General features: G+C 72.4%; 11 protein-coding genes. 4 read left to right on the forward strand and 7 right to left on the reverse strand.

All coding sequences use genetic code 11. The annotated features are described in order from the left end of the window. Nucleotides 1–24 precede the first annotated feature (24 nt). The 6 genes from ACFVXN_RS09465 to ACFVXN_RS09490 form a co-directional block, all read right to left on the reverse strand. Nucleotides 25–1,314, reverse strand: a complete 1,290-nt coding sequence (locus ACFVXN_RS09465; protein WP_389230872.1) for an ABC transporter permease — start codon at nt 1,312–1,314, stop codon at nt 25–27. After that, the gene (locus ACFVXN_RS09470; RefSeq protein WP_389230875.1) at nt 1,311–2,597 is read right to left on the reverse strand and encodes an ABC transporter permease; all 1,287 of its coding nucleotides are present in this window, start codon (nt 2,595–2,597) and stop codon (nt 1,311–1,313) included. The genes ACFVXN_RS09465 and ACFVXN_RS09470 overlap by 4 nt, the downstream gene beginning before the upstream one ends. Then, nucleotides 2,594–4,177: an ABC transporter ATP-binding protein gene (locus ACFVXN_RS09475; RefSeq protein ID WP_389230878.1), complete on the reverse strand. Its 1,584-nt coding sequence runs from the start codon at nt 4,175–4,177 to the stop codon at nt 2,594–2,596. The genes ACFVXN_RS09470 and ACFVXN_RS09475 overlap by 4 nt, the downstream gene beginning before the upstream one ends. 157 nt (nt 4,178–4,334) lie before the next feature. Next, nucleotides 4,335–5,405: a BMP family ABC transporter substrate-binding protein gene (locus ACFVXN_RS09480; RefSeq protein ID WP_389230881.1), complete on the reverse strand. Its 1,071-nt coding sequence runs from the start codon at nt 5,403–5,405 to the stop codon at nt 4,335–4,337. A gap of 262 nt (nt 5,406–5,667) precedes the next feature. Beyond that, nucleotides 5,668–6,870, reverse strand: a complete 1,203-nt coding sequence (locus tag ACFVXN_RS09485; RefSeq protein ID WP_389230884.1) for an amidohydrolase — start codon at nt 6,868–6,870, stop codon at nt 5,668–5,670. 60 nt (nt 6,871–6,930) lie between these two features. After that, a complete protein-coding gene (locus ACFVXN_RS09490; protein WP_389230887.1) occupies nt 6,931–8,088 on the reverse strand; it encodes a mannose-1-phosphate guanylyltransferase in 1,158 nt (385 codons plus the stop codon). A gap of 313 nt (nt 8,089–8,401) precedes the next feature. On the opposite strand from ACFVXN_RS09490, the gene sdhC reads away from it, so the two are divergent. From sdhC to ACFVXN_RS09510, 4 genes are read left to right on the forward strand one after another with little or no spacing between them, the layout of a single operon-like run. Next, nucleotides 8,402–8,737, forward strand: coding sequence for a succinate dehydrogenase, cytochrome b556 subunit (sdhC, locus tag ACFVXN_RS09495; RefSeq protein WP_389232562.1), 336 nt, complete (start codon nt 8,402–8,404; stop codon nt 8,735–8,737). Continuing rightward, entirely contained in the window at nt 8,737–9,186 is a 450-nt protein-coding gene (gene sdhD, locus ACFVXN_RS09500; protein ID WP_389230890.1) for a succinate dehydrogenase, hydrophobic membrane anchor protein, read from the forward strand. The genes sdhC and sdhD overlap by 1 nt, the downstream gene beginning before the upstream one ends. Before the next feature lie 34 nt (nt 9,187–9,220). Beyond that, nucleotides 9,221–11,059, forward strand: a complete 1,839-nt coding sequence (sdhA, locus tag ACFVXN_RS09505; protein ID WP_389230893.1) for a succinate dehydrogenase flavoprotein subunit — start codon at nt 9,221–9,223, stop codon at nt 11,057–11,059. After that, entirely contained in the window at nt 11,059–11,826 is a 768-nt protein-coding gene (locus ACFVXN_RS09510; protein ID WP_389230896.1) for a succinate dehydrogenase iron-sulfur subunit, read from the forward strand. Before sdhA ends, ACFVXN_RS09510 begins: the two co-directional genes overlap by 1 nt. A 128-nt stretch (nt 11,827–11,954) precedes the next feature. On the opposite strand, the gene ACFVXN_RS09515 is transcribed toward ACFVXN_RS09510, so the two are convergent. Continuing rightward, nucleotides 11,955–12,662, reverse strand: a complete 708-nt coding sequence (locus ACFVXN_RS09515; RefSeq protein WP_389230899.1) for a hypothetical protein — start codon at nt 12,660–12,662, stop codon at nt 11,955–11,957. Nucleotides 12,663–12,681: the final 19 nt, after the last annotated feature.

Consider the following 12,681-nt stretch of genomic DNA (forward strand, 5'->3'; position numbering starts at 1 on the left):
GGTGCGCGGGCGGCGGCCGGTGGCTCACTTGACGTAGGCGATGCCCTCCGCGGCGGGCGCGCGCACGCGGCCCACGAGGCCGGCGACCGCGAAGATCGTCACCACGTACGGGGTCATCAGCATGATCTGGCTGGGGATCGGCGTGCCGATGATGCCGAGCACCACCTGCAGGTTGTCGGCGAACCCGAACAGCAGGGCGGCGGCGAGCGCACCCTTCGGGCTCCACCGGCCGAGGATCATCGCGGCGAGGGCGATGTAGCCCTTCCCGCCGGTCATCTCCTTGCCGAACGCCAGGCCGTTGGCGACGGTGAAGAACGCGCCGCCGAGGCCCGCGACCGCACCGCCGAGGACGGTGTTCCACACGCGGGTGCGGTTCACCTTGATGCCGACGGTGTCGGCGGCCTTGGGGTGCTCGCCGACCGCGCGCAGGCGCAGGCCCCACCGGCTGCGGAACACCATCACCTGCAGCACGACCACGACGACGTACATCGCGTAGACCAGCACGGTCTGCCGGAACAGCACCGGGCCGAGCACGGGGATCTGCGACAGCACGGGGATGTCGATGGTCGGCAGCCGCGGCGGGGAGTTCAGCCCGCTCTGGTTCTCCGTCAGGACGGTGGAGAACAGGTAGCTCGTGATGCCGACGACGAGCACGTTGAGCACCACGCCGACGATGATCTGGTCGACGATGTACTTGATCGCGAACGCGACGAGCAGCAGCGAGACCAGCGCGCCGGCGATGGGTGCGGCGATCAGGCCGAGGTACGCGCTCTGCGTGACGGTCGCGACCACCGCGGCGAGGAACGCACCGGCGAGCAGCTGGCCCTCGATCGCGATGTTGATGATGCCGGACCGCTCGGACAGCAGGCCCGCGAGGGCGCCGAACACCAGCGGCACCGCGAGGAACAGCGAGCCCTGCAGCAGGCTGGTGAGCGGCAGCGCCTGCGACTTGCCGGCGACCGCCCAGACCAGCAGCGCGAAGATCAGCGCGACGGCGTAGACCGCCGGGAGCCAGATGCCCACCTTGCGGCGGGTGCGCGCGGCCTGGAACGACCACGCGGCCAGCCCGAGGGCGATGAGGCAGAGCACGATCGCGGTGACCTTGGACGGCACCGAGAACGGCTCGATCTGGAAGAAGTCCTTGCCGGTGGACACCGTGAAGGTGGTGCGCCGCCCGGAGGCCGGGAGGATGCCGAACAGCAGCAGGGCGACCACGGCGACGGCGCCGTAGACGATCGGCGCCCGGTAGCTGATGGGCGGCAGCGGCTTGGCCGCGGCGGACGCGCGCGGCGCGGTGGCGGTGACGGCGCTCACGCGGCGGCCTCCTTGACGACGGGGGCGGACAGCTCAGGGGCGGGTGCGCCGCCGTGGCCGCCCGGGGACGGGAGGCGGAACACCGCCCGCACCAGCGGGGGCGCCGCGATGAACAGCACGACCAGGGACTGCACGACCAGCACGATGTCGATCGGCGTGCCGGTGCGGGCCTGCATGGCGAACCCGCCGGCGCGCAGCGCGCCGAACAGCAGGCCCGCGAGGAACGTGCCCAGCGGCTTGGACCGGCCGAGCAGGGCGACGGTGATCGCGTCGAACCCGAAGCTCGCCGCGACACCGGCCGTGAGGACCTTCTCCGTGCCGAGCAGCTGCGCGGAGCCGGCGAGGCCCGCGAGGGCGCCCGCGACGACCATGACCAGCAGGTACACCCGGTTGACGTTGATGCCGGCGGTCCGGGCGGCGCGCGGGTTGGACCCGACGGCGCGGAACTGGAAGCCGAGCGTCGACCGGTTCATCAGCCACCAGACGAACACCGCGGCGAGCACGGCGACGACGAAGCCCAGGTGCAGCCGGAACTGCGAGCCGAGCAGCAGCGGGTACTCCGCGTTCGGGCCGATCGGCGGGGAGATCGGGTTGTTGCTGCCCTCGCGCTTGAACGCGGACGTGGTCAGCAGGTACCCGACCAGGTAGATCGCGATGTTGTTGAGCATGATCGTGACGATCACCTCGTTGGCGCCGGTGCGGGCCTTGAGGAACCCGGCGATCCCGGCCCACAGGCCGCCGCCGACCGCGGCGCCGATGACGGCGAGCAGCAGGTGCAGCACGGGCGGGAGGTCGAACGAGAACCCGATGTACCCGGCGAACACCGCGCCGAGGATGATCTGGCCCTGCGCGCCGATGTTGAACATGCCGGCGCGGAAGCCGATGCCCAGGCCGAGGCCCGCGAGGATCAGCGGGACCGACACGGTCATGGTCTCGGTGATCGGCCGCACGGCGCGGACGAACGTCGAGGCCGTCGGGTCGAACACGGCGCCCTGGAACAGCGCGACGTACGCGCCCCAGACGGCGTCCCACACGGCGACGAAGAAGTCCGACGGCCGGGCGAACAGGTACACCGCGGCGTCCTGCACGTCGGCGTCGGCGGCGGCGATCAGCACGCCGGAGATCAGCAGCGCCAGCACGAGCGCGGCGACGGTGACCAGCCAGCTGCTGGCCAGCATCTCGCGCAGCGCGCCCTGGGAGCGGGCCTCGAGCCCGTCGTCGGGCCGCGGCGCGGGCGCGGTGGACCCGGCCGGCTGCTCGGGGGCGGGGGTCGCCTGGCTCACTTGCTCTCCTCCTCGGAGGCGTCGACGTCGGCCTCGCCGAGCACGGTGTGGTGGGTCGCGGCCTGCTGCTGGGCCTCGGCCTGCGGGACGCCGGCCATCATCAGGCCGAGCACGTCGCGGTCGGTGCCGCCGGGGACGATGCCGACGATCCGGCCGCGGTACATGACCACGATCCGGTCGGCCAGCGCGAGCACCTCGTCGAGCTCGGTGGACACGATGATCACCGGGGTGCCGGTGTCCCGCTCCGCGACGACGCGCTTGTGCACGAACTCGATGGAGCCGACGTCCAGGCCGCGGGTGGGCTGGGAGGCGATGAACAGGCGCAGCGGCCGGGACATCTCGCGGGCCAGCACGACCTTCTGCTGGTTGCCGCCGGACAGGGTGCCCGCGTGCGCCTCGATCGAGGGGGTGCGGACGTCGAACTCGACGGTGCGGCGCTCGGCGTTCTCCCGGACGGCGCGCGGGTCGATCGCGAACGCGTTCTTCGCGAACGGCGGCTGGTCGTACAGGTCGAGGATGAGGTTCTCGGCGACCGAGAAGTCGGCGACGACGCCGTCCTCCGTGCGGTCCTCCGGGACGAACCCGACCCCGGCGAGCAGCACCTCCTTGACCGTGCGGCCGACCAGCTCGGTGCCGTCGAGGACGACGGACCCGGCGACGGGCTGCTGCAGGCCGAGGATGACCTCGGTGAGCTCGGTCTGGCCGTTGCCCTGCACACCGGCGACGGCGACGATCTCACCGCGCGCGACGTCGAACGACACGTCGTCGACCTGGCGGACGCCGGCCTCGTCGAGCACGGACAGGTTCCGCACCCGCAGGGCGACGTCGCCCGGCTGCGCGGGGGCGCGGTCCACGCCGAGGGACACCGACCGGCCGACCATGAGCGAGGCGAGCTCGGTCTCGGCGGCGTCGGGCCACGCGCTGCCGACGACCTTGCCGCGGCGGATCACCGTGATCCGGTCCGCGACGGCGCGGACCTCACGGAGCTTGTGGGTGATGAAGACGATCGACGTGCCCGCAGCCTTCAGCTGGCGCATGATCGCGATCAGCTCGTCGGTCTCCTGCGGCGTCAGCACCGCGGTCGGCTCGTCGAGGATCAGGACCTTCGCGTCCCGGGACAGCGCCTTGATGATCTCGACGCGCTGCTGCGCGCCGACGGGGAGGTCCTCGACCAGGGCGTCGGGGTCGACGTCGAACCCGAACCGGTCGGAGATCTCGCGGACGCGGCGGCGCGCCTCGGCGAGGTCGATCAAGCCGCCGCCCTTGACGGGCTCGTAGCCCAGCACGACGTTCTCGGCGACGGTGAACACCGGGACCAGCATGAAGTGCTGGTGCACCATGCCGATGCCCGCGGCCATCGCGTCGCCGGGACCGGCGAAGGTGACCGCGCGGTCGTCGACGCGGATCTCGCCGCCGTCGGGGTCGTAGAACCCGTACAGCACGTTCATCAGCGTGCTCTTGCCCGCGCCGTTCTCCCCCAGCAGCGCGTGGATCTCGCCGGGTTCGACCACGAGGTCGATGTGGTCGTTCGCCACCAGGGCGCCGAAACGCTTGGTGATCCCCCGCAGCTCCAGCTTCACGTGGGCCTGCTCCTTCGGTCGGTCGTCGTGCGCACACTAGGACAACTCGGGCGGCCAGGGACAGCCGCTCACCCGTGCGCGCCGGGTGTGGACGCACCGGTGGCCCGGGCAGGCTCGCTGCCCGGGCCACCGTGGTGCGTGCGTGGTGCGTGGTGCGTCAGTTCTGGCTCGGGGACTCCACGACCAGGTCACCGGAGATGATCTGGGCCTTGAGGTCCTCGACGGCCGTCTTGACCTCGGCCGGGACCTTGGCGTCGAAGTCGTGGAACGGCGCGATGCCGATGCCCTCGTTCTCCAGCGTGCCGACGTACGGCTCGGAGGTGAAGTTGCCGTCGACGGCGTCCGACACGGTGTCGAACACGGCCTGGCCGATCTGCTTCATGACCGAGGTCAGGACGATCGACGAGTAGTCGGGCGAGGTCTCGAACCAGTCGGCGTCGACGCCCACGATCGAGACGTCACCGGCCTCCTGCGCGGCGGCGGCGGCACCGAGGCCGACCGGGCCGGCGACCGGCATGATGACGTCCGCGCCCTGGTCGATGAAGCCCTTGGCCAGGTTCTGGCCGTTGGTCTGGTTCTCGAAGTCACCGGTGAAGGAGCCCGTCTGGGCCTCCTTGTCCCAGCCGAGGACCTTGACGTCGGCGCCGTTGTCCTCGTTGTACTTGGTGACGCCGTCGGCGAACCCGTCCATGAAGATCGACACGGACGGCAGCTGGATGCCGCCGAACGTCGCGACGGTGCCGGTCGCGGAGGTGCCCGCGGCGACGTAGCCGGCCAGGTACGCGGCCTCCTGGGTGTTGAACAGCAGCGGCTTGGCGTTGTCCATCTCGCTGCCGAAGCCGGAGTCGATCAGCGCGAACTCGACGTCCGGGTTCGCCTCGGCCGCGGCCGTCAGCGCGTCGGCCAGGTTGAAGCCGACGCCGATGATCAGGTTGCAGTCCTGCCCGACGAGCGAGTCGACGTTCGGGGTGTAGTCGGTCGGGGCCGAGGACTCGACCTTGACCTCCTCGATGCCCAGCTCGGCCTTGGCACGGTCCAGGCCCTCGGCGCCGGACTGGTTGAACGACTTGTCGTCGAACCCGCCCTCGTCGGAGACCATGCAGGCCTTGAAGTCGGCGCCGCCCTCGGAGCCCGCGGACCCCTCGGACTCCTCCGGCGCGCTGCCGCAGGCGGCGAGGGCGAGCGCGACAGCCCCCGTGAGGGCGGCCACTCGGATGATCTTCTTCACGCGACACTCCTGCTTCTCGTCGTCGACCGGTCCGGGTGTGCCGCCGTTGCGCGCGCACCGTTGCGCGCGACTTCGGACGGGGCCGTCCGGTGTTCGCCACGAACCCTAGCCACGCCCAGGTATCCGCAGTGTTACCGGGGGGTCACACAGGGCCTTCGTTACGGACTTGGAACATTGGCCGGGGCCCCCGGTCACCCGACCGGAGCAGCGCGACCACCCGCGGGCGGGCGGCGACCGCTCGGGCGGACGCGCGCGGGACGCCTCAGGCGGACGCGCTCGCCCCGACGCGCAGCACCGTCCGGGCCAGCAGCGACGCACCGACCGCGATGGCCTGCTCGTCCACCACGAGGTCGCCCTGGTGGATGTCGTAGGTCCGGCCGCCGGGCGTGCGGGTGCCGAGGCGGGCCATCGCGCCGGGCACCTTGGTCAGGTACCAGGCGAAGTCCTCGCCGCCGAGCGACTGCTCGGTCAGCAGCACCGACTCCTCGCCGAGCACGTCGCGCGCCGCGGCCTCGAGCACCGCGACGGCGCGCTCGTCGTTCTCGACCGGCGGGACGCCGCGCTGGTGGCGCACCTCGACCTCGACGCCGTACGGCGCGACGACCTGGTCCACCGCCTCGTGGAACACCTGCGACGCCCGCTCCCAGGCCCGCACGTCGAGGCAGCGCAGCGTGCCGCGGACGGAGCCCGACGCGGGGATCGCGTTGTGCGCCTGGCCGGCCTGCACCGCGCCCCAGGTGAGGTTCACCCCGGAGCGCGGGTCGAGGCGGCGGCCCAGCACGGCGGGGACCTGCGTGATGACCTGGCCGAGCGCGTACACGACGTCCCCGGTCAGGTGCGGGCGCGACGTGTGGCCGCCCGGCCCGGTGACGACGACGGTGACCTCGTCGGAGGCCGAGGTGATCGGGCCGATCCGCGAGCCGATCCGGCCGACGTCCACCTTCGGGTCGCAGTGCACGGCGAAGATCCGGTCGACGCCGTCCAGCGCGCCCGAGGCGATCACGTCCAGGGCGCCGCCGGGCTGCACCTCCTCGGCGGGCTGGAACACCAGGCGCACCCCGACGGGCAGCTCCCCCGCGGCGTGCAGCTCGGCGAGCGCCAGGCCGGCGCCGACCACCGCCGCGGTGTGCACGTCGTGCCCGCAGGCGTGCGCGACCCCGTGGACCGTGGACGCGAACGGCAGCCCGGTCGTCTCCTGGACCGGCAGCGCGTCGATGTCGGCGCGCAGCGCGATCCGGCGCCGGCCGGTGTCGACGGTGCTCGGCCCGATGTCGCAGACGAGGCCCGTGCCGGGCAGCAGCCGCGGGGACAGCCCGGCGGCGCGCAGCCGGTCGGCGACCACCCGCGTGGTGCGCTGCTCGGTACGGCCGAGCTCGGGGTGCGCGTGGACGTCCCGCCGCAGCTCCACCAGCTCGGGGTGCAGCGCGGTCACGATCCGGGTCACGCGGGTGGGGTCGACGATCACCCGACCGACCCTAGTCCGCGGCGCAGGTCGCGGCAGGTGCGCGCCCGGCCCGCGGACGGATCAGGCCAGGTCCTCGCGCCCGCGGCCCCGCCAGCCGTCCACCGCGCTCTTCACGGCCTGGGCGTGCGCCCGGGTGGTGACGAGCAGCGCGTCCGGGGTGTCGACCACCACGGCGTCGGGGATGCCGAGCACCGTCACGGTGCGCCCGTCCGCGGGCACCACGACCGCGCCCGGGGCGTCGATCCGCTGCACCAGCGCGTCGTCGCCGAGGGTGCGCGCGCCATCCGCGTCGACCGGGGGCAGCAGGGTCGCGAGCGAGGCGAAGTCGCCCACGTCGTCCCAGGTGAAGTCGCCGGGGACCACGGCGACGCCGCCGGTCGCGGCCACCGGCTCCGCGATGGCGTGGTCGATGGCGATCTTCGTCAGCCCCGGCCAGACCTCGGCGAGCACGGCGTCCCGGCTCTCCGGGTCGTCCCAGGCCGCCGCGATCGTGCGCAGTCCCGCGGCCAGCGTCGGCAGCTGGGTCGCGAGGTGGTCCAGCAGCACGCCGGCGGACACGATGAACATGCCGGCGTTCCAGCGGTAGTCGCCGGTGGCGAGGTAGGCGGCGGCGGTCTCGGAGTCGGGCTTCTCGGTGAACCCGGCGACGTGCCGCGCGCTCGCCGCGCCCGCGACGCCCAGCGGCTCCGACGACCGGACGTACCCGAAGGCCGTCGACGGCGCCGTCGCGGTGATGCCGATGGTCACCACGTACCCGGCGCGCGCCGCGGCGACGCCCTCCGTGACCGCGGACCAGAACTGCGGGAGGTCCTCGATGACCTGGTCCGCGGCGAACGAGCCGAGCACGACGTCGGGCCCGTGCCGCTCGGCGAGGATCGCGGCGGCGAGGCCGATCGCGGCCATCGAGTCCCGGGGCGACGGCTCGGCGACGACCTGCTCCGCGCCGAGCTCCGGCAGCTGGGCCGACACGGCCTCGGCGTGCCGGACGCCGGTGACGACGAGGACGCCGGCCGCGCCGGTGAGCGGCAGCAGCCGGTCGACGGTGCCCTGGAGCAGGGTGCGGCCCGTGCCGGTCAGGTCGTGCAGGAACTTGGGCGCGCCCTGGCGGGACAGGGGCCAGAGCCGGGTCCCGGCACCGCCGGCGGGCACGACCGCGTGGAAGCCGTCGATCGGCTGGGGCTGGGCGGGCGCAGCGGACGTCGCCGGGGTCTGGGACATGCGGGGCAGCGTATCGGGAGGGACCGGGATGAACCGGGCCGCCGTCACCCGGGTGGGTGCCGCCTCCCGGTCGCGCCGCCCGGTTGGGACCTCGGTCCCGATCGACGTGTGCGCTTGGTCACAGTCGGGGCGTTCGAGTCTTCCGGGAGGGGCGGCAGGTCGCACCATCACTACAGTGATCTGACCGGACACTGCAGTCCCGCCCGAACTCGCCAGGAGGCCTCCCGTGCCCACTGCGCCAGCCGAACCGCGCAACGACGCCGCCCCCACGGCACCGCGCCCCGGCGGCACCCTCTACCGCGGCCGCGAAGGCATGTGGTCCTGGGTCGCCCACCGCATCACCGGCTTCGCGATCTTCTTCTTCCTGCTCGTGCACGTGCTCGACACGTCGCTCGTGCGGGTCTCCCCCGAGGCGTACAACGCCGTGATCGGCACCTACAAGAACCCCGTCATGGGGCTCGGCGAGGCCGGCCTCGTCGCCGCCATCGTGTTCCACGCCTTCAACGGCATCCGGATCATGCTGGTCGACTTCTGGTCCAAGGGCGCGAAGTACCAGCGCGTCATGCTCTGGGTCGTGCTCGGGCTGTTCGCCCTCACGATGGCCGGGTTCCTGCCGCGCCACCTCATGCACGTCTTCGGAGGCGAGTGATGACCACGATCCCCGCCCCCCGCACCCGCGCCGCCGGCCCCGGCCGCCGGACCTCCCGGGGCAACTGGGAGCTCTACGGCTGGGTGTTCATGCGCGCGTCCGGCGTCGTCCTGCTCGTGCTGATCTTCGGCCACCTGTTCGTCAACCTGGTCGCCGGCGAGGGCATCTCCGCCATCGACTTCGGCTTCGTCGCCGGCAAGTGGGCGTCCCCGTTCTGGCAGATCTGGGACCTGCTGATGCTCTGGCTCGCGATGATCCACGGCACCAACGGCGTGCGGACGATCATCAACGACTACGCCCGCAAGGACGGCACCCGCCTGGTGCTCAAGCTCGCCCTCTACGTGGCGTTCACCGTCGTCGTCGTGCTCGGCACCCTCGTGATCTTCACGTTCGACCCGTGCCCCCCGAACAGCCCGGCCGACCTGCTGCCGTCGTTCTGCACCGCCTGACCCCCCTCGCACAGCTTTGGAGGCATCGACCCCGATGCAGACCCACCAGTTCGACGTCGTCATCGTCGGTGCCGGCGGCGCGGGCATGCGTGCCGCGCTCGAGTCCTCGGCCCGCACCCGCACCGCGGTGATCTCGAAGCTCTACCCGACCCGCTCGCACACCGGCGCCGCCCAGGGAGGCATGTGCGCCGCCCTCGGCAACGTCGAGGACGACAACCCCGAGTGGCACACCTTCGACACCGTCAAGGGCGGCGACTACCTCGTCGACCAGGACGCGGCGACGATCATGGCGAACGAGGCCGTCGACGCCGTGCTCGACCTGGAGCGGATGGGCCTGCCGTTCAACCGCACCCCCGAGGGCCGGATCGACCAGCGCCGGTTCGGCGGGCACACCCGCAACCACGGCGAGGCCGCCGTGCGCCGGGCCTGCTACGCGGCGGACCGCACCGGGCACATGATCCTGCAGACGCTCTACCAGCAGTGCGTGAAGAACGAGGTCGCGTTCTTCAACGAGTTCTACGTGCTCGACCTGCTGCTCACCCACGACCTCACCGGCCGCGAGGTGCCGGACGGCGAGGACGTGGCCGTCTCGGGCGTCGTCGCCTACGAGCTCGCCACCGGGGAGATCCACATCTTCCGCGCCAAGTCCGTGGTCCTCGCGACCGGCGGCGCCGGCAAGATCTACAAGACGACCTCCAACGCCCACACCCTCACCGGCGACGGCATGGCGCTCGCCTACCGCCGCGGGCTGCCGCTGGAGGACATGGAGTTCTTCCAGTTCCACCCGACCGGCCTCGCCGGCCTCGGGATCCTGCTGTCCGAGGCCGCGCGCGGCGAGGGCGGCATCCTCCGCAACGCCGACGGCGAGCGCTTCATGGAGCGGTACGCACCCACCATCAAGGACCTCGCGCCCCGCGACATCGTGGCGCGCGCGATGGCGAACGAGGTGCGCGAGGGCCGCGGCGCGGGCCCGAACAAGGACTACGTGCTGCTCGACCTGACCCACCTGGACCCCGCGCACATCGACGCGAAGCTCCCGGACATCACCGAGTTCGCCCGCACCTACCTCGGCATCGAGCCGTACACCGAGCCCGTGCCCGTCTACCCGACCGCGCACTACGCGATGGGCGGGGTCCCGACCAACGTCGAGGCCGAGGTGCTCCGGGACACGAACCACGTGGTGAAGGGCCTGTACGCCGCCGGCGAGGTCGCGTGCGTGTCCGTCCACGGGTCGAACCGGCTCGGCACCAACTCCCTGCTCGACATCAACGTGTTCGGCAAGCGCGCGGGCATCTCCGCCGCCGAGTACGCCGCGACCGCCCCCTGGGTCGACCTGCCCGACACACCGGAGGCCGCGGTCGTCGCCCAGCTCGAGCAGATGCGCGAACGACCCCAGGGCGAGCGCGTGTCCGACGTCCGCCGCGAGCTGCAGCAGACGATGGACACCAACGCCCAGGTGTTCCGGACCGCCGAGTCGCTGCGCCAGGCGTTCGCCGACATCCAGGTGCTCCAGGAGCGCTACTCCCGGGTGTCCGTCCAGGACAAGGGCCGGGCGTTCAACACCGACCTCATCGAGGCGCTCGAGCTCGGGTTCCTGCTCGACATCGCCGAGACCGTCGTCGTCGGGGCGCTCAACCGGCGCGAGTCCCGCGGCGGGCACTTCCGCGAGGACTACCCGAACCGCGACGACGAGAACTTCATGGAGCACACGATGGCCTACCGCCGGGTCCCCGGCGTGCCGGTCGACTCCCCCGCCGGCTCCGCGCCGAAGGGCGAGGAGGTCCCGCCGCCCGGGCCGGGCCGCCCGGTCGTGCTCCTGGGCACCAAGCCCGTCGTGACCACCGTGTACCAGCCGATGGAGCGGAAGTACTGATGACTGCTGTCGCAGAGCGCTCGGCCGCCGCCGAGCCCAAGGCCGGGGAGATCCCCTCGTTCGAGGTCACCCTCAAGATCCGCCGCTACACCCCCGAGACGCACGGCGACGAGGCGTACTGGGAGGAGCACACGGTCACCGCCCACGGCACCGACCGGCTGCTCGACGCCCTGCACAAGATCAAGTGGGAGATGGACGGCTCGCTGACGTTCCGCCGCTCCTGCGCGCACGGCGTCTGCGGCTCCGACGCCATGCGGATCAACGGCCGCAACCGGCTCGCGTGCAAGGCCCTGCTCAAGGACCTCAACCCCGACAAGCCGATCACCGTCGAGCCCATCAAGGGCCTGCCGGTCATCAAGGACCTCGTCGTGGACATGGAGCCGTTCTTCGCCTCCTACCGCGAGATCATGCCGTTCCTCATCACCACCGGCACCGAGCCGTCCCGCGAGCGGCTGCAGTCCGCCGAGGAGCGCGCCCGGTTCGACGACACCACCAAGTGCATCCTGTGCGCCGCGTGCACGAGCTCCTGCCCGGTGTTCTGGACCGACGGCCAGTACTTCGGCCCCGCGGCGATCGTCAACGCCCACCGGTTCATCTTCGACAGCCGCGACGAGGGGGCCGCCCAGCGGCTCGAGATCCTCAACGACAAGGAGGGCGTCTGGCGCTGCCGGACCACCTTCAACTGCACCGAGGCCTGCCCCCGCGGCATCGAAGTCACCAAGGCGATCCAGGAGGTCAAGCGCGCGATGATCACCCGCGCGTTCTGACCCCTCCCCGTCCCGCCCCGCCTCTCCCCGTGTGGATCCACCCCGCGAACCAGTCCAGGGTGGATCCACACGGGTAGGCGCGCCGATGCGTGTCGACACGAATCGTCCACGGGACCGGCCGACCTCGATCAGCGCACGGTCCAGGGCATCGGCCCGGTACGGAGGCGAGCCCGGGCGGCCGCACGACGCAGGCGGGCGCACCAGTCGTCCCGCCCCGCCCCGTCGGCGACGTCGGTCGCGGTGGCGCGCACGACGACCAGCCCCAGCGCCTCGAGCCGCTCCTGCCGCTCGGCGTCCCTGCTCCGCCGCTGAGCCGCGGCGTGCACCGCGCCGTCGTACTCGCCGACCAGGCCCAACGCCGGGTCGATGAGGTCGACGCGGGCGACGAACGCCCCCGCACCGTCGAAGACCGACGCGTTGCACCTGGGCATCGGCAGACCGGCCTCCTGCCAGAGCAGTCGCAGCACGGACTCCTGGGGCGACTCGACGCCGTCGGCCGAGAGCGCGAGGACCCGGCGAGCCCGCGCGCTGCCCTGCCAACGGCTGCGTTCCGCGACGAGACGTGCCAGGGCGTCCGGGTCGATGACGTCGATCGCCCGTAACCTGTCCAGGGCGATCACCCCCTCGTCGACCGTTGTCAGGCGCGCGAGGTCGAAGGCGGTGCGGAGCGGGGTCGTCACCACCAGCCCGTCGACGCGGCACCGTTCGTCCGGCCCGACCGGACTCCGGAGGAGCCGGCGGAACGGCGTGTCCACGAGCCGGGTCCTCCGCCCGGCGAGCAGCAGCACCGCGCGCGGCGCGCGTCGACCGCGGTCCCAGCCGTCGAACTGCGCCACGTCGCCTCTCCGTAGCGAC

It is taken from the genome of Cellulomonas sp. NPDC058312 (assembly GCF_042880135.1).
GTDB lineage: Bacteria > Actinomycetota > Actinomycetes > Actinomycetales > Cellulomonadaceae > Cellulomonas.

Bases quoted from the DNA above. Each gene is read 5' to 3' on its own strand.
- ACFVXN_RS09490 (WP_389230887.1), bottom strand. From the start codon at position 8,088: ATGTCCCAGACCCCGGCGACGTCCGCTGCGCCCGCCCAGCCCCAGCCG.
- sdhC (WP_389232562.1), top strand. From the start codon at position 8,402: ATGTGGTCCTGGGTCGCCCACCGCATCACCGGCTTCGCGATCTTCTTC.
- sdhD (WP_389230890.1), top strand. From the start codon at position 8,737: ATGACCACGATCCCCGCCCCCCGCACCCGCGCCGCCGGCCCCGGCCGC.
- sdhA (WP_389230893.1), top strand. From the start codon at position 9,221: ATGCAGACCCACCAGTTCGACGTCGTCATCGTCGGTGCCGGCGGCGCG.
- ACFVXN_RS09510 (WP_389230896.1), top strand. From the start codon at position 11,059: ATGACTGCTGTCGCAGAGCGCTCGGCCGCCGCCGAGCCCAAGGCCGGG.